This is a genomic window from Leptolyngbya sp. DQ-M1, from assembly GCF_039962505.1.
Taxonomy (GTDB): Bacteria; Cyanobacteriota; Cyanobacteriia; order Leptolyngbyales; family Leptolyngbyaceae; genus Leptolyngbya.
Map to the genome: position 1 here is coordinate 294,154 of NZ_JAMPLJ010000005.1, position 21,415 is coordinate 315,568.

Sequence of the window (21,415 nt, forward strand, 5' to 3'; positions counted from 1 at the left end):
ACGATGGCAGGGCGATCGCGTCATCGACTTAATCTAGCGGGCAAAACCGCACCCGCCAAATTTGCACCTCTGAGATTCGTGCCGGCTAAAGTTGCCCCAGTAAAATTTGCCTTGCCCAAATTTGCCCAGGACAAGTCAGCTCCCGACAAGTCAGCACCCGTGAAATCTGCCCCAAATAAGTAACTCCCGCTAAAGTGAGCGAACTTTAAATTGGCTTTGTGGAAGGTCGATCGATAAAAATGCGCTCCGCTTAATTCCGCCTCAACTAAATTTGCATCGCTCAAATTGGCTTCGGCTAAGTTTGCCTGAATCAAAATCGCATTGCTTAAATCCGATCGCCGCAAGTCTGCACCTGTAAGATCCGATCGCTTAAATTTCGCCCCCCGTAACTCTGTGCCAATCAAATTCGCCCGAATCAGATCTGCATCATTAAAATTCGCCCCTTTGAGATCTGCTCCGATGAAATTGGCATCGGTTAGATTAGCGTGGCGAAAATCTGCTCCAACTAAGTTCGCATCCACAAATTGGGCGTGCTGTAATGTCGCGTGCATAAATTCAGTTTTCTGAAGCACTGCTTTATTAAATTTTGCCGCGTTCAACTCTGCTTCATTCAGCACTGCCCAGCACAATCTAGAGCGACTAAAATTCGCTCCTCGTAAGTTTGCGCCGCGCAACTCAATCTCATCTAAATCCGCATCGCTTAAATCCGGCTCGATCGTCGGATAGCGCGATCGCCACTCCGACCAAATCACCGCGCCCTTATGCAGCGTCATCAAATGTGCCATCACCGCCACGATCGCTTTACTCCTTACGATCGCTGTAGTGTTCTCGTCCCGGCAGATTTTCCATCGTCTCGATCACTGCCTTCGATGCGGCGATGATGTCGCGCTCTTCACCGCCTAGATACAAGCGTCCAAAACTGCCCACGGCTGAGATTTGCAGAATATTAATGAACGCCGCTTTTTCGGCTTCGTTTGCAGCTAAAGCGGCATATGCCGCTGGTTCTACTTCAAACACATACAGCGTTTGTCCTGCCAAAATCATATTGCCGCGCCGCGTTCGGTTAATCAGTTGCGTATGGTGAGCATCAATATTGCGGATAATCTGGCTGGAGATCACACGCGGTCGCAGACAATCCTGTTTCTGCACATTCAGCGCCGCCAGAATTGCTCGCCCCGCCGCATTCACTTCGCCTTGATTGCTCGCGTGAATTTCGAGGACTCCATATAACCGCTCGACCATCTGCACTCCCGGACGCACCACTGCCGCTTTCAGTGCCACATCCATGATGCGATTGATTTCAATTCCAGGCGTGATTTCAATCCATAATGAAGCGTCACCGGGAAGTGGCAGAAATCCTAGCGCCTCGGTTCCCAGATAAGCTGCGTGCTGCGACTGCAAGCGATCGATATAAACGTAGCTGCGAAGATCGATGCCCAAGAGTAAACGATTGTAAATTGCTCTCTTAGTATACGATTCGACCCGTGCGATCGTATCTTTCAATTGATGCAGTTAAATTTTATTTTGTTTAGAAGAAAGCTGTCCTATCCTCGGGCAGATGACAGATGCCCACTATCACTTCAAATTTTAAGGAGTTGACGCGATTCGCCTGATGATGAATTCTACCTCTCCAGCGCTCTCAGTCTGTGTTGCCAGTCGTAATCGTCCTGATGATGTGATTCGCTGCCTGAATTCTCTTACCTTGCTGCAGCACGTTGAGTTTGAGATTCTGCTGATTGATGATGCCTCAGAAGCGCCGATCGTCGATCGGGTGCTTCCAGCGATCGATCCGATTTTGGTCGATCGATTACAAGTCTTTCGGCATGAAAACAATAAGGGTATCCCTGCCACCCGCAACGAACTTGCAGAACGAGCGAAAGCGCCTTATTTGCTGTATCTCGATGATGATGCTCAACTGTTGAGCGCGGAGAGTGTTGACAACGCCTTAACGGTGTTGAAGATTAGTCCTGAAGTGGGAGCAGTCGCGCTGTCTCAAAGCGACGAAACCGGAAAACTCTTGCCGGGTCAACCTTTGGCAATCGAGTATCGTTGTTATGCTCCGACTTTTGTAGGCTACGGTAGCCTGCTGCGACGAGACTTGTTTCTCGAATTAGGAGGCTATCGGGAAATGTTCGCCGCGTATTATGAAGAACCCGAATTTTGTAAGCGAATGCTCGATCGCGGCTTTTATGTGGTTTATCTACCGGATGCTTGTGTGATTCACTATAAGTCCCCGATCGGACGAAATAACTTAGTCGCGCTGAGAAACAACTGCCGGAACAAGTGTTTTGCTGCGATTTATAACGAACCTTCGGCGATGATGGTGTTCAGCGTTCCCCTGAGAATCTTGCTCTACGTTTACAAACATTGGGCTTATTGTCGTCAGCACAAGATCAAGAGTGAATTTGGGGCAAGTTGGATTGTTCGCGAAATTCAGCAAAATCTTCCGGCACTCTGGCGCGATCGTCGTGCCTTGAAGTGGAGTACCTATTACAAATGGCACAAAATCAAGCAAGCTCCCGCTTATCAGCCTGCCGATTAGTTCTTTAATGTCCTGCGGTGCAATCTATGAAGCTTTTGATCGTGAATCATTCTTGTACAGTCTCTGTGGTTCAACAGTTTTACGCTGAGATTGAGCAGCAAACCGGCTGGGAACTCACGATCGTCATGCCTGAAAATTGGAAAGATGAATACGGCATTCGGCGCAAGATCGAGCGCTGGAAAGATTTTCGCGGACAGATTATCAGCATTCCAGTTTGGCGCTCAGGCAGCATTCCTCTGCATAGTTATCGATCGTTCTTTGTAAATCTACTCCGCAAGCTCAATCCCGATTTTATCTACCTACATCAGGAGCCTTATGCGTTAGTGACGTTGCAGGTTTATCTCGCAAACTATTTCACGATTCGCAAACCGATTAGTTTTTTTACCTGGCAGAACATTCTTAAGCGCTATCCGATTCCGTTTCGGCAGATGGAGCGCTGGATTTTGAAGCATACTGATGTGATGTTTCCTGGGTCTTACAGCGCAGAAGCGGTGATGCGAGAAAAGGGATACACGGGGCAAAGTGTATTGATGCCGTCTGGAATTGATCCAGCAATTTACTATCCCCGATCGAATACGCTTAAAACTGAACTGGGTGCCCAAGCTGTATTAATCGGCTATGTTGGGCGCATTGTTGAACAAAAAGGACTGAAAACGCTACTCCTTGCTTTGAACGAGATCCGATCGCTCCCGTGGCGGCTGGTGATGATTGGGGCTGGAGAGTATGAGTCCGAGTTTGACGCGATCGCCCAACAGTTGAATTTAAACGATCGCATTCAGAAATTAGGTTTTGTTCCGTTTACCGAAACTCCGAACTATCTTTCGGCATTCGATCTGCTGGTGTTGCCTTCTGAGACGCGATCGAGTTGGAAAGAACAGTTCGGGCGAGTAATCATTGAAGCGATGGCGTGTGGAACTCCGGTAATCGGCTCGGATTCAGGCGAAATTCCTCATCTAATCACTGCCACAAAAGGCGGATTAGTTTTTCCTGAAGGAAACGCGATCGCGCTGTCACAGAAATTAAGCGAATTGATTCTAAATCCCGAACTGCGATCGCACTATGCAGCCACCGGACGACAAGCAGTTCTGAGCCATTACACCAATGCGTTACTCGCTCAGCGCTTTGCTGAAACAGTAAAGAATACAGTGGAGTTTGATCCGCGATCGCAGCGTTCAAGAGTACAATCGTTTCCGTCTCTTTAAGTTTGCGCTCTGGCTATGTCTGATCGATCGCGCCTCCCGGATCAACGTTGGTTTATTCATCCCGCTCAGCGCGATCGTGCGACACAGCTTGCTGTAGAAACTCAGCGATCGCCGCTTCTCGCGCAGGTTTTGATCAATCGCGGCTTCACTTCGCTCGAATCCGTCCAAGAATTTCTCGACCCAGAACGACAATCGCTGCCTTCTCCGCTAGAAGACTTTCCAGATTTAGCGATCAGCTTAGAACTCTTGATTAATGCAATCAACGATAAAACCCGGATTGCGATTTGCGGCGATTATGATGCAGACGGCATGACGAGCACTGCATTGTTACTCCGAGCATTGCGGTATTTGGGCGCAAGAGTTGACTATGCGATTCCGAGCCGCATGAGCGAAGGATACGGCATCAATCGCCGCATTATCGAAGAGTTTCACGAGGAAGGAGTCGGGCTGATTCTCACGGTCGATAATGGCATTGCGGCACATGATCCAATTGATCGCGCCAGAGAACTCGGTTTAACAGTAATTATCACCGATCACCATGATTTACCGCCAACCCTGCCAAACGCAAATGCAATTCTAAATCCGAAGTTAATCGCAGAAACCTCACCGTATCGCGGTATGGCGGGAGTGGGAGTTGCGTATGTTCTCGCCGTCTGTTTAGCTCAAAGTTTTGGACAGACCAGAGACTTACAGCACTCTCTGTTAGAGCTATTTACACTAGGCACGATCGCAGACTTGGCTCCACTGACCGGGGTTAATCGCCGCTGGGTAAAGCGCGGTTTGCAGTTATTACCAAAGTCCAAAATAGCGGGCATTCAAGCGTTAATTCAGATTGCAGGCTTGAGCAATGACAAAAACCTCAAGCCTGAAGCGATCGGGTTTCGATTAGGCCCTAGAATCAATGCGATCGGGCGGATCTCTGATCCAGAGATTGTGATTGAGCTATTGATTACTGATGATGATGGCGTTGCATTAGAGCGCGCAATGCAGTGTGAACAGGTGAATAAACACCGGCAACAATTGTGTGAACAGATCGAGAAAGAAGCGATCGAAGCCTATGAAAACAGTTCGCTAAATGCGAAAGACGATCGTGTTTTATTGTTAGTGCAACCCGATTGGCATCATGGCGTAATCGGAATTGTTGCCTCTCGATTAGTCGAACGCTACGGTGTTCCAGTCTTTATCGGAACGTATGAAGACGCAGCAAAAACTCATATTCGCGGGTCGGCTCGCAGCATCCCAGAATTCAATGTGTTTGAAGCGTTAGAGTGCTGCAAAGACTTGATGCTCAAACATGGAGGACACAAAGCAGCAGGCGGGTTTTCTTTTGAAGCCGATCGTTTAGACGACATTCGAGCAAGACTTAGAACCTTCGCCCACCGATCGCTTAAACCTGCGCACCTTAAACCGTTAGTCACGATCGATGCCCAAGCCGAACTCGCTCAACTTGATCTAGCGCTTCACGCCCAACTTGATGCCCTGCATCCTTGCGGTATGGACAACCCCGATCCGGTTTTCTGGACACCGAACGTTTGCATTGATGAGCAACGCCGGATTGGGAAAGGACACATCAAATTTGTACTGCGCTCAGGCAGCGAGAAAATTAACGCGATCGCATGGCGCTGGGGCGAATATTTCCCCCTACCAAGCACCTTAGATATCGCCTATCAGCTCAAGTCCAACGAATGGAACAACGAAGTTTCCGTCCAACTCGAAATCGTTGGGGCAAGACTACCGTCGCAGCAAACCGAATTTATCTTCAGCGATCGACCCTACACCTGCACACTCCTCGAACAAAGTGGGATCAAAGAGTTAAGAATTCAGAACACTAAAGGTGAAACCTTAATTATTCAAAAAGGGCAAAGAATTGGAACGCTTGGAAAACTAGATCAAGCAATGCAAGAAGTCGATGTGTCGCAAGCGCCCTTTTATGGCTTGGTAAAAGCTGCGGTAGATGCGTTAAAAGTCTAAAGATTTTATTCATATTCATTAGAAGCCCCACGCGCTAGGCTGAGACTACTTCCGTTTTTCTCTAAAATCTACCCCGCTACCTCCCATGAGATTGAGGAACACGCTTCACATCTCGTCCTAAAGTTGAGGCATATTGCTCGTGACCCATTCTGATTTCGCGCAACCTATGGCAACTGAACAACAAGTTAGACAGTATCTCGCCTACTGGTTTCAGCTAGGAAAGCGACTCATGACTCACAACGGACGGCAAGCCCTCAAGGTATCCTCTGTGATTGCGGGCGATCGCTACAGTGACGAGTTTGAAGCCTGCTGGAATTTGGTGCGCGCTCCAGAATCGGGCGATTGCTACATCGAAGGCACTACCCAAACGATCCGAGAACTGCTCTCGTCGGATTGGGAAATCAATCCCTGCGCCCGTTGTGCGATGCCTGTGCCCACGCGATCCCTGGGAATGCCTCCTTCTGACTGTCCTTGTGCGGATCTGCCGTTCTGGCCCGATAGCGAAACACCCCAGCCGCGATCGCCCGTCCGCACCTCCGATACGCTGCAAAAAATTCGCGATCGTCTGTCTCGCTCTAGCCACTAGCAGAGGCATCAAGCAAAATTCGTGTCACGGTGAGAAATCCTGGGTATTCTTCATACAAGAGCTATTCTCATCATCACTGTTCCATGAAAGCGCCCTCTGTTTCTGAAACTCCGAGCATTGCACCTCGGTGGCTGCAACCTTTGCTCATGCTGGCTCCGGGTAGTCTCTGGTTGCTGCTATTGCTGATCGTGCCTACGCTGATCATTTTCCAGCTGAGCTTAGTACCAAATATCAAGCCTGGCGATGTCGTAATTCCGTCGGGTCTTGATAACTACTGGCGCATTTTCCAGCCAGAAACCTTTTCGATTATTAGAAGATCGTTCCTGCTTGCTTCGGGTACGACGTTAGGATGCTTGGTTCTGGGATTTCCGGTGGCATATTGGATTGCGCTTTCTTCTCCGAAACGCTGGCGCAATCTACTGCTGCTCGGATTTACGCTGCCGCTCTGGACATCTTCGCTATTGCGATCGTATGCCTGGGCGAGCATTCTCCGCAGAACAGGCGTTTTGAATAGCATTCTCACCAGTATTGGTTTACCTGCGCTGGATTTGTTGTATCAACCGATCGCCGTCTTGATTGGAATGATCTACAGCTTATTACCTTATATGGTGTTAATTCTGTATGCGTCACTCGAAAAGCTCGATCGTCAACTGCTCGAAGCGGCAGCAGATTTAGGCGCAACACCGTTCCAAGCGTTTTGGAGGGTGACGGTTCCGCAATGTTTACCAGGAATTGCCGCCGGAAGTCTATTAGTGTTTATTACTGGATTGGGCGATTTCGTCAATCCTGAATTATTAGGCGGAACTGCCAGTCGAACCGCAGCGCGATCGATCTACGATCAGTTCCTTGGCGCGACGCAGAATTGGGGCTTTGGTTCAGCGCTGAGTATGATCTTAATTTTGGTGGTAAGTCTTGCGATCGCGCTTCTAATTAAATACGGGGATAGAAATGCAAAGTCAATCTAAGTTTCCAGTTTCAGCCCTATTCACGGTGCTGATGTTTGGCTTTATGTATTTGCCGATCGCAGTTTTAGCATTTTATAGCTTTAACGCAGCGCCGAATAGCGCTCAGTGGAAAGGGTTTACGTTCTCCTGGTATGTCAAATTTTTCCAAGATAATCGTATCTTATCGGCATTGGGAGACAGCTTATTAGTTGCAAGTTTGGCAACCGCAATTGCAGCCGTGATCGGAACCCTAATGGCGATCGGGCTTTCCCGCTACCAGTTTTATGGGAAAAAGCTATTTCAAGGCGCAGTATATTTGCCTTTAATCATTCCTGATATTGCGATCGCCGTTGCAACTTTAGTGTTTCTTGCTGTGATTGCAGTGCCGTTGAGTTTGTGGACGATCGTTGCGGCTCATGTGGTGTTTTGTTTAGCGTATGTTGCGCTAGTTGTTTCTACAAGGTTAACGAATCTCGATCCGAATTTAGAAGAAGCTGCTTTAGATTTAGGTGCATCTCTGCTTCAATCATTAGTTTTCGTATTACTGCCACAATTAGCGCCTGCAATCATTTCAGGCTGTCTTTTAGCGTTTGTATTGAGTATGGATGACTTTTTGATTGCGAGTTTTACGGCGGGAGGCGGTGTGAATACGATACCGATGGAAATCTTTAGTCGGGTGCGTACCAGTGTTAGACCCGATATGAATGCTTTGAGCGTTGTCTTAATGATTGCATCAGCCAGTGTCGCTCTGATTGCTGAAGTGATTCGCTATCAAAGTGAGAAAAAACGGTTTCAGTAATCAGGGCGATGATAGCTCTAGTGAATTCAAGTGCCCATCTTCCATATTGATAATACGATCGGCGATATCCAGAATCCGATTGTCATGTGTGACCAGCAAAATTGCCGCGCCTTGCTTTTTCGCCAAATTCTGCATAATCTCTACGACATCGCGACCAGACTTCTTATCAAGGGCGGCGGTCGGTTCATCTGCCAGCACGATTTTCGGATTGCACACCAAGGCACGAGCGATCGCAACGCGCTGTTTTTGCCCCCCGGATAATTCGTGCGGATATTGATTCACCCATTCACCGAGTCCCACTGCCGATAACATTGATTCCGCCATTTCACGCGCGCTCGATTGCGGAATGCCCGTGTGAAGCTCGATCGACATTTGGACATTTTGACGAGCCGTTAGCGAATTCAGCAGATTATGCGCCTGGAAAATATAGCCAATGTTGCGACGCAGTTCGACTAACTCCCGCTCTGGTGCATTTAATAACTCTTGCCCTAGCACTTTCATACTGCCTTCTTGCGTTGATCGCAATGCTCCGATTAACGTCAACAGCGTCGTTTTCCCAGACCCCGAAGGCCCCGTCATAATCACCACTTCACCCGGTTCGATCGCGGTTGTAACCTCAAACAAGATCTGCTTTCGCAATCGTCCTGTCCCGTAATAGTGATTGACTTTCTGAATATCGATGATGGAATCTTTAGCCATAGTTAAAAAATGTTAAAAAATATCAGCCGGATCAGCTTGTTGAACTTTGCGAACGGCGATCGTGCCAGAAATTACACACATGAGGATCGTCAAGCACAAAACCAGAATGCCCCGCGAAGTCGTCATCGCTAAAGGAAGCGCGGTTGCATTACGAGTAAGATTGTAAAGCCCAACACAAAGAATATAGCCAGGAATATATCCCATAACCGATAGAATTAACGCTTCCTGAAACACAACGGATAATAGGTAGCGATTCTTGTATCCCATTGCTTTCAACGTTGCATACTCTGCTAAATGATCCGCAACATCGGTATAAAGAATCTGGTAAACAATCACCGTTCCGACCACAAAGCCGATCGCTGCACCCAAGGTAAAAATAAACCCGATCGCCGTGCTGTCTTTCCAGTAGTTCTGCTCAAATGCAACAAATGCTGCTTTTGACATCACGCGCACATCCCCCACGACAAAATCTTCTTTTGTCTCCTCAATTTTCTTATTCGGATCAACCCGGCGCTCACCAGGGAGACTCTTGAACCGCTCTAACGCTGCTTCTAAGTTTGCTCCCGGCTCAAGCTTGATCACCCCCACATCAATCAGGGCTGGATCGCGGCTGGGAAAAATGCGTCGGAAATTCAGATCGCTCGTAATTAAGTTTCCATCTGCCCCGAACGAAGCCCCCAAACGGAACAATCCGCCAACTTCGACTCGACGCGATTCCACCTCAGTCCGAATCGCAGGATCAGAAGGACTCAGTGCCTTAAATTTCTCGGCAACGGCACCAAACTCAGGACGCGACGCGCTGTCGAACAGCACCACATCCGTTAACTGAATCTTCGATCGATTCTCTGCCACACCCGGAATCGCGAAGATATTGTCTCCTGGGTTTGTGCCAATCACCAAAATACTACGAGTTTGCGACGCAGGCGGCCCTTGCCAGAATGGATTCTTCCAAATCCCAAATCCAATGTAAATCGGGCTAACCGACTTCACTCCCGCAAATCCCAACGATTGATACAATCGCCGTTCTGGAAAGCTCTTCATCGAAATCAAGGAAGTCGATTGCGGACTGATGAGAAAGATATCCCCTTCAATATTCTGGTGCAGCGTGATTGCACTCTCAAACAGCGCATCCTGAAAGCCCAATTGCAGAAACATCAAAATGACTGCAAATCCAATACCCGCAAGCGCTACCAACAGCCGGACTTTTTCGCGCTTCAGTTGTAACCAGGCTAGGGGAATCGAAAACATACATTACTCATCAACATTACTCATCAACAGTTCAGAAATTTATCTGCTTTGCGCGGTGTATCAATCCCTAATCTCGCGTCAGACTCGGCAGTTCTAGGGCTGAATCGCAACTTTAACCTGCAAATTGGTTAAGCCCGCAACGGGTTTGCTATTGTCTAGGCGAATTCTGACTTCAACTACCCGCGTATCAGTTTTATCAACCGGATCAGTGTTGAGAACAGCATTCTTCCGAACTTGTAGCCCCACACGATCGACCGTTCCTGTGAGTTCACCCGGAAGCGCATATCCGGTAGTTTTGGCGCGTTGTCCCACTTTCACCCGGTTGATGTAATTCTCATCCACTTCCGCCACCACATACATCTGCTGGGTGCGCCCTAAATCCATTACGCCATCGTTGCCTGCGACTTCTCCTGGATCGGTGTGAATCTTCAGCACTTGCCCATCCGACGGGGAACGCACGATCGCTTTATCTAGCTCGGCTCTTGAGCGCTGAAAATTTGCCATTGCCACCTGCACATTCGCTTCTGCTTGCTGAAGATCCGTGGGTCGCACTTCTGCTACGCTGCTTAACGTCTGTCTTGCGCCTTCAAGCCCTAACTTTGCTTGCTCAACAACTTGCGCCGCTTGCTGACGTTGTTTTTCGGTCGTATTTAGGGCGAGCCTGCGGTTACTTACTTCTAATTCGTTCACTGCCCCTTGAGTGTAGAGAGCAGCAAAGCGATCGTAGTCGCGCTTCGCTTTTTGATATTCGGCATCCACTTTGAGAAATTCTGCTTCTGCCTTCGGTAATTCAGCTTGGGCGCGTAAAACTGTCGCTCGTTGCGCGTTGATATCACCTTGTTTTGCGCCGGCTCTGACTTGTGCTAAACGTGACTCCGCTTCTTTGACCTGTGCTTCTGCCTGCATCGCTGAAGCTAAAAGCGTCTGGTAGGTATCCAAAACTGCTAGAGGTTGATTGGCTTTGACGATCGCGCCTTCTTTCACAAGCACTCGTTCGACCCGCGATCCACCCAATCCGCCTGCCATTGAAGCAGACGGAGCAGAAATCTTGATCACGCCGCCTTCTGGCTCCAAGCGTCCCAGGGCGCTGATAGCGTCTACAGTGTCGGTCTGAGCCGTCGGAGTTTGAGCAGAAGACGGGGGATTGGGGCGAAAGATGGAATATGAGAAAATGCCAAACCCGGAGACAGCAAGTGCGATCACAGATCCAATGAACACTGCCCGCGCACCAGCGGGTTTCATCAGCGGTTTGAATTTCACAGAGAACTCCTATGCGGCAAGAGCGATCAGGGTAAGGTTAAACAGCAGCGAGAACAAAATTTAACAATTCTAAATCTATTATTACTGAATATGAAGACCTCGATCAGTGAAAGTTATGGAAGGTCTCAAGTTCTGCTGAAGGGTAGATAGCGTACCGCAATTTTCCCTGCCTAATGTCACTTTTGGTTCTAATACCGAATCAATTTGTTAATGCGACAGATCCTTCGCCCCCTAAATCCCCCATACTGGGGGACTTTGAGAATCCGAAACAGATTTGGCGTGAAGTCCCCCAGCATGGGGGATTTAGGGGGCTTCCAAGATCTGTCGCACTCAAAAATCAATTTGGTATAACATGGCTGAATCGCTGCAAATTCCTAAAAAGCCAACAAATGTTTGTGACAGATGATTCCTGAGTGGGAATACTGAGAGCATCGATCGCAATCGGGCAGCAATCAGATGTGGCGCGAACTCACGAACGTAGTCCTAACAGTCAGAACCTACCCGGATCTCAGTCCGGATCTCAGTGTTCGTCGCCACATTCAGCAGAACTGGCGATCGCGTCCCGCCCTTAGTTTAGAAGACTGGCATCAGGCATTCTGGCAACCCCTGAAAATCTCCCAAGATGTCTCTGCGTTTGTCTATCAGCAGATGGAATTTTATTCTGGGTTGCCGTTTAGTAAAGTCGTTCCTGACGATCGCCTCGTCGAAGATTTGCAGCTTCCTTTGGTGTGCTGGTTCGATTGGGAGTGCAACTTGCACGACGATTTTTGCGATCGATTTGAGATTGAGATTAGCGATCTCTGGGATATTGGTATGCTGTATACGGTTCGAGATTTTGTCATATTTCTCGATCGACAACTTTTATCGGTTAACCGCTGATGACTGCGACGACAAATTCGTATCCGAGAGACATGGTGGGCTATGGTCAACACCCACCGCACCCCCGCTGGAAAGACCAAGCCCGCATCGCGCTTCAGTTTGTGATCAACTACGAAGAGGGCGGCGAAAACTGTATCCTGCATGGCGACCCCGCTTCAGAAGCGTTTTTATCTGAAATTGTGGGAGCCGCGCCGTTTGTGGGATTGCGCCATATGAATATGGAGTCGTGTTACGAATACGGCAGTCGGGCGGGATTTTGGCGGTTGCATCGGATGTTTACGTCGCGTGGAATTCCCGTCACGGTTTACGGCGTTGCGATGGCACTAGAGCGAAATCCTGAAGCGGTAGCGGCGATGAAAGCAGCCGATTGGGAAATCGCCAGTCATGGATATCGCTGGATCGAGTACAAAGACTTTTCCGAAGAAGCCGAGCGGGAGCATTTGAAAAGAGCGATCGATCTGCACACTCGCGTCACCGGAAGCCGTCCGCTCGGTTGGTATACCGGACGCAATAGCCCACACACGCAAAAGCTAGTGATCGAGGAAGGCGGATTTCTCTACGATTCAGACAGCTATGCAGACGATTTGCCCTACTGGGTGCAAGGGAACGGCAAGCCCCATCTAGTCATTCCCTATACGCTGGACAACAACGATATGCGATTTGCCACGAATCAAGGATTTAATTCGGGCGATCAGTTTTTCGCGTATCTGCAAGATGCGTTTGATGTGCTGTACGAAGAAGGAGAAACCGCACCGAAAATGATGAGTGTCGGGTTGCACTGTCGATTGGTCGGCAGACCCGGAAGAGCAGCAGCACTGGCGCGATTTTTAGATTATGTGCAAGGGCACGATCGAGTGTGGCTCTGTCGGCGCATTGATATTGCGCGTCACTGGCACGAACATCACAAACCCACGGCCTGATCGGCTAGATTTAGAGCGATTTTACAGAGCAAAATCAGAGAAAAGCATTGGTATAAAACTCGCTTTTCTAAGGTTGCAAATCTTGCACTAATCTTGCTGATTGAAGTTCACGAAACCTTCTCCAAGATTAACGTCAATATCTTCAAAGCTTTGCTTAGATCAGTGCGTACAGTTTGTAACTCAAGCTCGATCGTATCTAATCGTTGAAACACAGATGTTTGATTAGGGATAGAAACCGTTGCTTGTCGATTCAACTTATCAGCCAGCGATGCCCATGTGTTTGCCTTGATTCCGAAATGTAATTTTGCCTGTTTCAAGGTTTTGAACTGCTGCTGAAGTTGTTCGATTGTCAGTGGTTCTGTTGTGGTGGATTGAGTATATCGCTCTAAATCTTCTTCCACCATTTCAACAACTTGATCAATTAAGCGATCGTGATTCTCCGAAATTTGGGCGGCTGCTCCTAAAATTCGTGAGGTTGCCTTAATTTGCAAACTGGTTTCTTGGCGCAGTTGATCGGCGATCGCGCGAATATGATCGCCAGCGTTTCCCGAATTTGCCATCTTTTTAATTGCACTAGAGCGATCGCTCATTGCCTGCCTCACTCTGCCAAAATTTCTTTTACTGCCTGCCAAATTCGCTGTAGTTTTTGAATCATGCCCACAGGGTTAGTCGTTGAATCTTCATCGACGGAATCGACTAATCGTTGAATGCGATCCATGCGCTCAGCGACCACATACAAACTATCAATTGCTTCATCTTTGCGCTCTAAGGAGTCGCGTAGCAACACAGTCATCTCTCCGATCTCCTGTTTCAAGCGTTCATTCTCCCGCTTACGTCGCGTCTCCCAACCTTTAATTCCTGCCTTTGAGCGGCGTTCAAACTTAAGCTCATTCTGGGACTCGTTGTAGAGTGTCAGATAGCGATCTCGTTCCGCTTGAATCTCCTCGAATTGAATCGATAGTTGATCGTTTTTCGTTTTCTCAGACTCGTAGAGCGCTAAATAGGATTCAAATTGAGTTTGAGCTTCTTGATACAACACAGAATAAGATTGAACCTGACTTTGAATCTCCTGATACTGCGTAAAATAAGATTTTGCCTGAACTTGAGATTCCTGGTACTGCATGAGATAGGAACGCGCTTGAGTTTCCACCTCTTGATATTGCGTAAACGTTGTTTCATACTTTTGTTGTACCTCCTGATACAGCATGTGCGACGCTTGATGCTTTTGCTGCTCTTCTAGATACAAGCGGTAGTTCTGTTCCGCTTCTTGCTTTCTCGCTGCTGCTAAGGCTTCTAACTCATTTTGTTTCGATTTTGCCAAGAGCCAATATTGCCTCAGTTCATGATAAGAAAGAGGTTCCTGTCTGCGAGACTGAGGATGATTGATTGCATGATCATCCGAGTTGCTTTTTCGATCCGCTCTTCGCATCGACATCTTTTCACTCCAGCAATTCGTCGTTTAACCTTAGTATCATTTTGTACTGCTATATTGATGACTCTAAGATTTCCGAAAAAGTTCATCTTGAAGCGAACTTCGTGAAGTACCCTTAAATCTAGCCCATTGATTTCTCTAGATCTATGCAAGTATTCGTCTTACTCTTCAACGCCGACACTGATAATCCAGGAATCCATACAATTAGTGTGGGCGATCAGAACCTCGTGTTGATGTTTGCCCAAGAAGACGATGCCACGCGCTACGCCTTGATGCTGGAAGCTCAGGATTTTGCGGTTCCAACCGTTGAAAAGATTGAGCAGGAAGAAATTGAGGAATTTTGCCAAGATGCGGGGTACGAGGCATTCCTGATTCCAGAAGATTTCATGCCGCAAAACGAGTTTGAGCGATTGCTGCTCGCGCCCCCGGAACGGAACATCGATGAAACCGATTGGAATCCGGAGGAGAAAGCCCAACAGGAAGAATCTGAGATGTCGAATCGGGATCTCGATCGCATTCGTCGCCAACTAGAAGGGTTGCTCTAAAGATATTTGTTCAGCAGCAATCCGAGCTTCTCTCTTGCCGCCGCAGGAATCTTATCTTTCGGAGTCAAAATGGCGTACTTTAACGCCGAATGCGCTTCGGAAACAGGCGGATTTTCGTTCAATCTTCGCACCGTCTCGCGGATCACTTTCTGGGCGTTCACGGCATTACGCTGGAGATTATCGATCACCATTTCGACTGTGACGCTATCGTGATCCGGATGCCAGCAGTCGTAATCCGTTACCAATGCCAAAGTCGCGTAGGCAATTTCCGCTTCACGCGCTAACTTTGCTTCGGGAAGATTGGTCATGCCGATCACCGACGCGCCCCAACTGCGATGTAGATTCGATTCGGCTTTAGTAGAGAACGCAGGGCCTTCCATACAGACGTAAGTTCCGCCGCGATGCAAATTAACATTCGCGAGATCTAAACTCTCAACCGCATCGCCCAACACTTTTGCTAATGCTAGACAAACCGGATCACCGAATGCCACATGAGCTACTACGCCATCGCCGAAAAAAGTTCCGACACGGTGATAGGTACGATCGATAAACTGATCTGGAATCACCATATCGAGCGGCTTTGCCTCAGCTTTCAGCGACCCCACTGCAGAAGCAGACACTAGGTACTCGACTCCTAAACTTTTCATCGCGTAAATATTGGCGCGAAACGGCAATTCTGACGGCATCAAATGATGGTTGCGTCCGTGACGCGCTAGAAAAGCGACACGAGTTTGATCCAAAGTGCCAATGATCAAAGCATCAGACGGTGAGCCGAATGGAGTGTTAATCGATCGTTCTTCTACCTCTTTGAGCGCTTCCATTTTGTAGAGACCGCTGCCGCCAATGATGCCGATTTTAACTTCAGACATAAGCACACTAGAACGTAAAATACGGGCTTATTCTAGTGTGTTTTGTCGGTGTGTCACAGATTCTTTTGTTTCTCTGTATGTTTTTGCTGCAAACCCGAACCACTGCACTTACAATCTGGAAGTGAATTTAAGCAGATTGACTCATGTTGAATGTCTTGCCTCTGAGGGCGATTTTATATCAGCTTTTCTTTATTGTGTTGGCGATCGCAGTCGAAGCGATCGTGCTGCAATTTTATTTAGGCATCGGCAAAAAATCCAGCATTCAATATGCCTCAACCGCAAATCTTTTCTCCACGGTCGTCGGCTGGCTTGTGTTTTTTTCGAGCGATCGCTGGCTGCCTCAACCCTGGCAACAACAGCTAATGAACTACATTTTTCTAGATGAAATTAGTAATTACTCCTTGTTAGTCGTGATTGCATTTGTGACATTTTTAGGAACGTTTGTGGTCAAACTTCAGAGCTTAAACTGGCTGGACTTGATTTTAGAGAACAAACCGACCAGCGTGACGGAAGTGCGCGATCGTACAAAATTTCAAGGTAAGTCCGCACAGCGCCAAGCCTTTCAAGAAGTACCGAGTCGGGCATTAGCTGTGCTGTTGGCGAACTCGGCAAGTTTTGCGCTGATTGCGTTGATTATTCTGATTCGGACAGTTTCTGAACAGCCCGTTGCGTTTTAGGGATAGAAGCCATGCTGTGGATGAATCAAGTCTTTAAGCAAATCCGCGATCGCGTCACGCTGCCGCAATGGGCATCCTGGCAAACGCTCTTATTCTTAAGCATTTTTAGCGTAATTGTTGCGGCACTCACCACATCGCCGCCGCCGCAAATTGCTCAACGGATTATTTCATCTTTTGGTTGGATATTCCTAATTCTCAGCGTGTGGTGGTTTGTCTACGAACCGCCTGTGAAAAAGAAATTGACTTTTTATAATTTCTTTATCGGTCCTTGGATTGTTGGGGCGATCGTATGTGTATATTTGTTCGGCACGATCGAAGGTGGAAGGATTCCAACTCAAACTTCATGGATCAGTTGGCCCCCGATTTCATCACTTATCTGGTCAGCTCCCAAATTCATCAAGTCTGACTCCAAAACCAAAAGCCCCGTTTACACCAATCCCAGCAAGGCACATCGTCAAGACATCATTTTGGTGATATTAGCCAATCTCATTATTAGCTGCTGGTTTCAGTTCTCCTTTCAAATTCAAAATTGGATTGCAAATAATCCCTCGCTGCAAGGCGAAGATTTCTCGCGCAGTGGGTTTGTTTGGCAACCGCAGCGCTTCGATCGAGATACGGCGCTCTCTCGTGGAGCCGATGTGCTTAACATTGCCGCCCAATCTGTCCGCACTGAACTCGAAGGCAAACCCTGGGGACAGGTCGAACGCTGGCTTACCAACCTCGATCAGCAAGTGCCGCGCTTGAGGCAGCAGGTCAAGGAGCAACTGCCGCGATCGTCACAGCCAGATTTATGGACGCTCAATGCTGAAGTCACTTCGGCAGCGTATGACTTAAAGCTTCAAGCTCTCTGGCGCAGACCCAACTCTCGTCAGGCAGGATCTGAACTAACGCGCACTTGTCGCATTACTCCGGTACGGCGAGAAAGACCCACACCAGAGTTTAGATTCGATGACTCGGCTCCGCCAGCTCCGGCTCCGGCTCGTGTGCAAGAAGTAGGAACTGTGCAATGTGGTTCGATCACGCCGCCTAAGCAAATTCAGCCGACCAGATCGTAATTCTTCGGGCAAAATGGGGAATTCGAAAGGTGAGTTTCTTGTGCAGGAGAATTGGCTATGAGTCAGGCGGTGCAGACCGTGAGCGGTACGGTCATTCGAATTCAGGCGATCGCGGCAAATGTGTTTCGAGAAGTGATTCGCGATCGTGTTCTCTATCTGATTGGGCTTTATGGAGCGGGCTTGTTGTTAGCGGGTCGCCTTTTACCCGAAGTGGCGGCGGCAACCGAAGCGAAAATTCTGCTTGATTTGGCGCTGGCAGCGATGCCCGTTTTCGGATTGATTGTGGCAATTTTTATTGGCACAGGATTAGTCAACAAAGAAATTGAAAAACGCACCGTTTTTGTCCTAATCGCAAAGCCTGTGAGCCGTGCTGAGTTCATCATTGGCAAGCATTTGGGGTTGTCGGCAGTTTTGGCAGTGTTGATTACAGCTATGACCGTGAGCGCGATCGCGATTCTATCTGCATTCAAGACTCCGTTTCCTTTGGCAAATCTTCTCTTGTCCTCTATTTTTCTATGGCTGCAATTGTCTCTAGTCAGCGCGATCGCGCTGCTGTTTAGTGTGTTTGCTAGCGCTCTGTTGGCGATGATGCTGACGTTTGGCATTTACCTGATCGGACAACTGAGCCAAGACCTGGTGCAATTCGGCAGATTGACCAAAAATCCTGCGATCGAAACTGCGACCCAAGGATTGTATCTTGTGCTTCCGGATCTAGCGCGGTTGGATTTGAAAAATCAAGCAGTCTACAACTTAATTCCCGCTGCCCCCACTTTATTCGCAAGCGTGTTGTATGCCCTGCTTTACATCACCTTGACTTTGGCGATCGCGTCGCTGATTTTTTCACGGCGGGAATTCTAAGCTTCATACTTGCCTGCAACTTCTTAAGGCTTTGATTAAGCTCACAGTCTTATCAAGCTGAGGGCTAGGTAGATCTCGGTAGGATGATCAGTAATTCCACAGAGACTCTACTTCAACCTCCGTAATGTCTAAATGATTCGAGAAAGCTGCATGACTTTGCAACTGCACCAGACCAGTCGGGAGGAATCGACCAGCGCCGCTTTGCGTCAATTCCTTACGCAGCCGGATTCCTGCATCGCGAATCCTCTTGCGGCTGCGTATTGGGTCGAACGCTTTCTCAATGATGTGAATGCTCGCCTGTTCGAGTGCCTTAACAATGCGCCCACCGAAGCAAAGCTCTGGCAAACCCTAGCCGACGAATTAGCCCAAATCCTAAACGGTGAACTCGTCGCGATCGCCCTTCCGACTGAAACTGGCGCGCTTAAAATTCAGCATCTCGCCGCCTCAATGATGTCGCCTGATCGCCCCGGTTGTATGACTCGTTTTGAGATCGAATTAGGTCAAGAATTAACGCTCTTAGATCTACAGTCCTTGTCTCCCCTCAAGGGACAAAGCACCTGGGAACTGTGCGATCGTACAATCACTTACGGATGGTTGATCACTGTTTCTCCTACGTCACCCCTGCCGATCGATACGGCTCTGATGCAGCTCCGGCATCAATGTATCAGTCGAGCGATCGCGCAAACCATTCAGCTCATTCACCACGCTAAAACTACGCAGGGACTGCTTCAGAAATGCCAAATGCTGGCAACCGACAATCGGGAACTCACGCAAATTAGCAAACTCAAGAGCGAATTTCTGGCGAATACGAGCCACGAGATCCGCACGCCTCTAAGCTCAATCCTTGGCTTTACGCACTTGCTGCGAGAGCAAGGTTACACCCCCTCTAATCTGCGGCATCAGGAATACCTCAAAATCATTCTCAGCAGTGGTCAGCACTTGCTGGCTCTGATCAACGACATCCTCGATTTGTCTAAAATCGAGGCAAATCAATTCACCTTGCAGCCAGAACCGATCGAGGTCAGTGAAGTCTGCAAACTAGCGCTGAAACTGGTGCAAGAAAAAGCCAGTGATAAAGGGTTACTCCTTAAGCTGGCGATTGCGCCCGGAGTCACTGCGATCGTCGCTGATCCACTACGCCTCAAGCAGATGTTGTTTAACCTGCTTTCAAACGCGCTGAAATTTACCGATCGCGGCTCTGTGGGGCTAGAAGTCAAAGCTGTCGCAGACTTGATCGAATTCACAGTCTGGGACACCGGAACCGGGATTTCTTCTGAGCAGCAGCAGATCCTCTTTCGTCCCTATATTCAACTGCGAAATGCACCGCCGGGTGAAGGTACAGGATTGGGGCTGGCGCTCACTCGTCGGCTGGCTGAACTGCACGGCGGCTGGATACGAGTCGAATCGGAACCTAATCGCGGCTCACGCTTTACGATCGCGCTTCCCCGTACTGTCCCTGATACCGTTGCCCCCCGTGCAAACGGCCCCTGTACGCCTCCCCCGGCTGCTTCCTGCTCCGGCTCTATTCTTCTCGTCGAAGACCACGCGATTAATGCTCGATTAATTCTTACCTACCTCGGTAAACTCGGATACACCGTCACTTGGGCAAAAAGCAGTGAAGAAATGTGGCAAGCGCTGCAACAATCAGTTCCCACTCTGATTTTGATGGATATTCACCTTCCTGATGTCGATGGTTTAACGCTCACCCAACAACTACGATCGATGACTCCCTATCAATCCATCCCCATCGTCGTGCAAACCGCAATGGCGATGAAAGGCGATCGCGAAAAATGCCTCGCAGCAGGTGCAACCGACTATGTGACAAAACCGATCGATCTCACCGCACTGGCACAAACCGTGGCAAAGTACAGTCAAAAACGTTGAAACTCCGGATTCCTTTATATACTGATGAAGCTAAACACCTGTTTTACTTTTTGAGCTATGCAAGATGTCCCCGCCTGGTTATCTTCAATCGTCTGGACAGATTACCGATTGGCAGTCTTGTTTACTGTCATCTTGCCGCTGGTGTTGCTGATTTGGGCAGTCGTCCAGCGTTCAGAAGCGATTCAAAAATTGATGTTGATCTACTGGCGCGTCTCCAGTTTACTGGCGATCACCGTGTATTTGTTAATCGGAGTTTTGCCGATCGGCTTTGTCTCCGGCTGGCTGGCGCGGATCTTAATTCCGCTGGGTCTGTGGTACTGGGTGGACTTGAACGAAGAAATCCGCGATTCGCCGCCGAGTGCCTTGAAGCTTTCGGTTGTGTCTTGGCGTTGGGCAGTATCGCTGTACTGCGTTTTGGGAGCGATCGGACAGATTCCCGTCTTGCGCTGTGCCACGCTTGCCAGTCAACAGATTCTAAATGATGGTGCTTGTCGAGTTTGGCTTGATCCACCTTTCCTGTTCCGCGAATATTTTCATGGGGGAGTCAGACCGTTTGTGCTCGGATTTTTTGGCATCCTCGGACTGGTGATTTACGTGCTGTATCTCGGCTATTTTGTTTTCTTCCGGTTAGGCAAGCGCAAGCGGACGGCGATCGAGAATTAAGTTTACCTGTTCTTTTTTGGGGTTCATGAAACATTCCATTGGGCATCGTTTAGAGCAATACACGATTAAGTGTCCGAATGAGGTCTTGTTGTTGTCGATCGACATTGAGGGTCAGCCGGATCAAGTTGCGATATTTAAGGGATTTTCTAGTTCGCTAATGAATCCGACTTCGTTTGATCCAGATGTCCCGGTTTTACCGGATTCTGCGGTGATTCAATCGATCGATCGGCTAGAAAGTCCCTATAACCCAAACGCGCCGCGCTATGTGGAACAGGGGCTAAGCTGGGACGCATTTCAGCGATTGCTGGATGCAGTGGGAATCTAACCAAGCGGCTAAAGAAGAACTAGCGCTGAAGTTAGAGTGACAGGGGTGCGATCGAAT

General features: G+C 48.6%; 23 protein-coding genes. 15 read left to right on the forward strand and 8 right to left on the reverse strand.

The features are described 5' to 3' along the window. Positions 1 to 20: 20 nt before the first annotated feature. Positions 21 to 785: a pentapeptide repeat-containing protein gene (locus NC981_RS17835; protein WP_242026617.1), complete on the reverse strand. Its 765-nt coding sequence runs from the start codon at positions 783 to 785 to the stop codon at positions 21 to 23. 16 nt (positions 786 to 801) lie between these two features. Further along, entirely contained in the window at positions 802 to 1,440 is a 639-nt protein-coding gene (locus NC981_RS17840) for a hypothetical protein (RefSeq protein WP_190375863.1), read from the reverse strand. A gap of 175 nt (positions 1,441 to 1,615) precedes the next feature. Between NC981_RS17840 and NC981_RS17845 the strand changes: the two genes are divergently transcribed. From NC981_RS17845 to NC981_RS17870, 6 genes are all read left to right on the forward strand, one after another. Continuing rightward, a complete protein-coding gene (locus NC981_RS17845; RefSeq protein ID WP_348244176.1) occupies positions 1,616 to 2,542 on the forward strand; it encodes a glycosyltransferase in 927 nt (308 codons plus the stop codon). Positions 2,543 to 2,568: 26 nt separating this feature from the next. Then, positions 2,569 to 3,744, forward strand: coding sequence for a glycosyltransferase (locus tag NC981_RS17850; RefSeq protein ID WP_348244177.1), 1,176 nt, complete (start codon positions 2,569 to 2,571; stop codon positions 3,742 to 3,744). Between the two features lie 15 nt (positions 3,745 to 3,759). Continuing rightward, positions 3,760 to 5,715 carry a single-stranded-DNA-specific exonuclease RecJ gene (recJ, locus tag NC981_RS17855; RefSeq protein WP_348244178.1) on the forward strand — a complete coding sequence of 652 codons (1,956 nt, stop codon included), beginning with the start codon at positions 3,760 to 3,762 and terminating at the stop codon, positions 5,713 to 5,715. A 166-nt stretch (positions 5,716 to 5,881) separates the two neighbouring features. Beyond that, positions 5,882 to 6,301, forward strand: a complete 420-nt coding sequence (locus tag NC981_RS17860; protein ID WP_348244179.1) for a hypothetical protein — start codon at positions 5,882 to 5,884, stop codon at positions 6,299 to 6,301. Between the two features lie 83 nt (positions 6,302 to 6,384). Further along, positions 6,385 to 7,266, forward strand: coding sequence for an ABC transporter permease (locus tag NC981_RS17865; RefSeq protein ID WP_348244180.1), 882 nt, complete (start codon positions 6,385 to 6,387; stop codon positions 7,264 to 7,266). Beyond that, positions 7,250 to 8,044: an ABC transporter permease gene (locus NC981_RS17870; protein WP_348244181.1), complete on the forward strand. Its 795-nt coding sequence runs from the start codon at positions 7,250 to 7,252 to the stop codon at positions 8,042 to 8,044. The genes NC981_RS17865 and NC981_RS17870 overlap by 17 nt, the downstream gene beginning before the upstream one ends. On the opposite strand, the gene NC981_RS17875 is transcribed toward NC981_RS17870, so the two are convergent. The 3 genes from NC981_RS17875 to NC981_RS17885 all read right to left on the reverse strand — a co-directional run bounded on the left by NC981_RS17875 (position 8,045) and on the right by NC981_RS17885 (position 11,251). After that, on the reverse strand, positions 8,045 to 8,743 hold the full coding sequence (locus NC981_RS17875; protein ID WP_348244182.1) for a DevA family ABC transporter ATP-binding protein: 699 nt from the start codon (positions 8,741 to 8,743) through the stop codon (positions 8,045 to 8,047). It abuts the gene before it with no gap. Between the two features lie 12 nt (positions 8,744 to 8,755). Further along, positions 8,756 to 9,991, reverse strand: a complete 1,236-nt coding sequence (gene devC / locus NC981_RS17880; protein ID WP_348244183.1) for an ABC transporter permease DevC — start codon at positions 9,989 to 9,991, stop codon at positions 8,756 to 8,758. Between the two features lie 93 nt (positions 9,992 to 10,084). After that, positions 10,085 to 11,251 (reverse strand): ABC exporter membrane fusion protein, encoded by a 1,167-nt coding sequence (locus NC981_RS17885; protein WP_348244184.1) that lies wholly within the window; start codon positions 11,249 to 11,251, stop codon positions 10,085 to 10,087. Between the two features lie 456 nt (positions 11,252 to 11,707). On the opposite strand from NC981_RS17885, the gene NC981_RS17890 reads away from it, so the two are divergent. Next, positions 11,708 to 12,130: a hypothetical protein gene (locus NC981_RS17890; RefSeq protein WP_348244185.1), complete on the forward strand. Its 423-nt coding sequence runs from the start codon at positions 11,708 to 11,710 to the stop codon at positions 12,128 to 12,130. Then, a complete protein-coding gene (puuE, locus tag NC981_RS17895) occupies positions 12,130 to 13,050 on the forward strand; it encodes an allantoinase PuuE (protein ID WP_348244186.1) in 921 nt (306 codons plus the stop codon). Before NC981_RS17890 ends, puuE begins: the two co-directional genes overlap by 1 nt. A gap of 107 nt (positions 13,051 to 13,157) precedes the next feature. On the opposite strand, the gene NC981_RS17900 is transcribed toward puuE, so the two are convergent. Both NC981_RS17900 and NC981_RS17905 read right to left on the reverse strand, forming a co-directional pair. Then, positions 13,158 to 13,640: a hypothetical protein gene (locus NC981_RS17900; RefSeq protein WP_348244187.1), complete on the reverse strand. Its 483-nt coding sequence runs from the start codon at positions 13,638 to 13,640 to the stop codon at positions 13,158 to 13,160. Positions 13,641 to 13,648: 8 nt separating this feature from the next. Next, positions 13,649 to 14,485, reverse strand: coding sequence for a hypothetical protein (locus tag NC981_RS17905; RefSeq protein ID WP_348244188.1), 837 nt, complete (start codon positions 14,483 to 14,485; stop codon positions 13,649 to 13,651). Between the two features lie 143 nt (positions 14,486 to 14,628). On the opposite strand from NC981_RS17905, the gene NC981_RS17910 reads away from it, so the two are divergent. Further along, positions 14,629 to 15,027, forward strand: a complete 399-nt coding sequence (locus NC981_RS17910) for a DUF3110 domain-containing protein (protein WP_190375853.1) — start codon at positions 14,629 to 14,631, stop codon at positions 15,025 to 15,027. Here NC981_RS17910 and NC981_RS17915 read toward each other — a convergent pair. Further along, positions 15,024 to 15,896 carry an S-methyl-5'-thioadenosine phosphorylase gene (locus tag NC981_RS17915; protein WP_348244189.1) on the reverse strand — a complete coding sequence of 291 codons (873 nt, stop codon included), beginning with the start codon at positions 15,894 to 15,896 and terminating at the stop codon, positions 15,024 to 15,026. The two genes, NC981_RS17910 and NC981_RS17915, sit on opposite strands and share 4 nt — an antisense overlap. Positions 15,897 to 16,039: 143 nt before the next feature. Here NC981_RS17915 and fraC point away from each other — a divergent pair, with 143 nt between their 5' ends. The 6 genes from fraC to NC981_RS17945 all read left to right on the forward strand — a co-directional run bounded on the left by fraC (position 16,040) and on the right by NC981_RS17945 (position 21,358). After that, on the forward strand, positions 16,040 to 16,573 hold the full coding sequence (gene fraC, locus NC981_RS17920; protein WP_348244190.1) for a filament integrity protein FraC: 534 nt from the start codon (positions 16,040 to 16,042) through the stop codon (positions 16,571 to 16,573). Between the two features lie 11 nt (positions 16,574 to 16,584). Beyond that, entirely contained in the window at positions 16,585 to 17,628 is a 1,044-nt protein-coding gene (locus NC981_RS17925) for a DUF5357 family protein (protein ID WP_348244191.1), read from the forward strand. 57 nt (positions 17,629 to 17,685) lie between these two features. Beyond that, positions 17,686 to 18,486 (forward strand): ABC transporter permease subunit, encoded by an 801-nt coding sequence (locus NC981_RS17930; RefSeq protein WP_348244192.1) that lies wholly within the window; start codon positions 17,686 to 17,688, stop codon positions 18,484 to 18,486. Positions 18,487 to 18,636: 150 nt separating this feature from the next. Next, positions 18,637 to 20,370, forward strand: coding sequence for an ATP-binding protein (locus NC981_RS17935; protein ID WP_348244193.1), 1,734 nt, complete (start codon positions 18,637 to 18,639; stop codon positions 20,368 to 20,370). 57 nt (positions 20,371 to 20,427) lie between these two features. After that, positions 20,428 to 21,033, forward strand: a complete 606-nt coding sequence (locus NC981_RS17940; RefSeq protein WP_190375847.1) for a DUF3177 family protein — start codon at positions 20,428 to 20,430, stop codon at positions 21,031 to 21,033. 25 nt (positions 21,034 to 21,058) lie between these two features. Further along, the gene (locus tag NC981_RS17945; RefSeq protein ID WP_348244194.1) at positions 21,059 to 21,358 is read left to right on the forward strand and encodes a hypothetical protein; all 300 of its coding nucleotides are present in this window, start codon (positions 21,059 to 21,061) and stop codon (positions 21,356 to 21,358) included. Positions 21,359 to 21,415 lie beyond the last annotated feature (57 nt).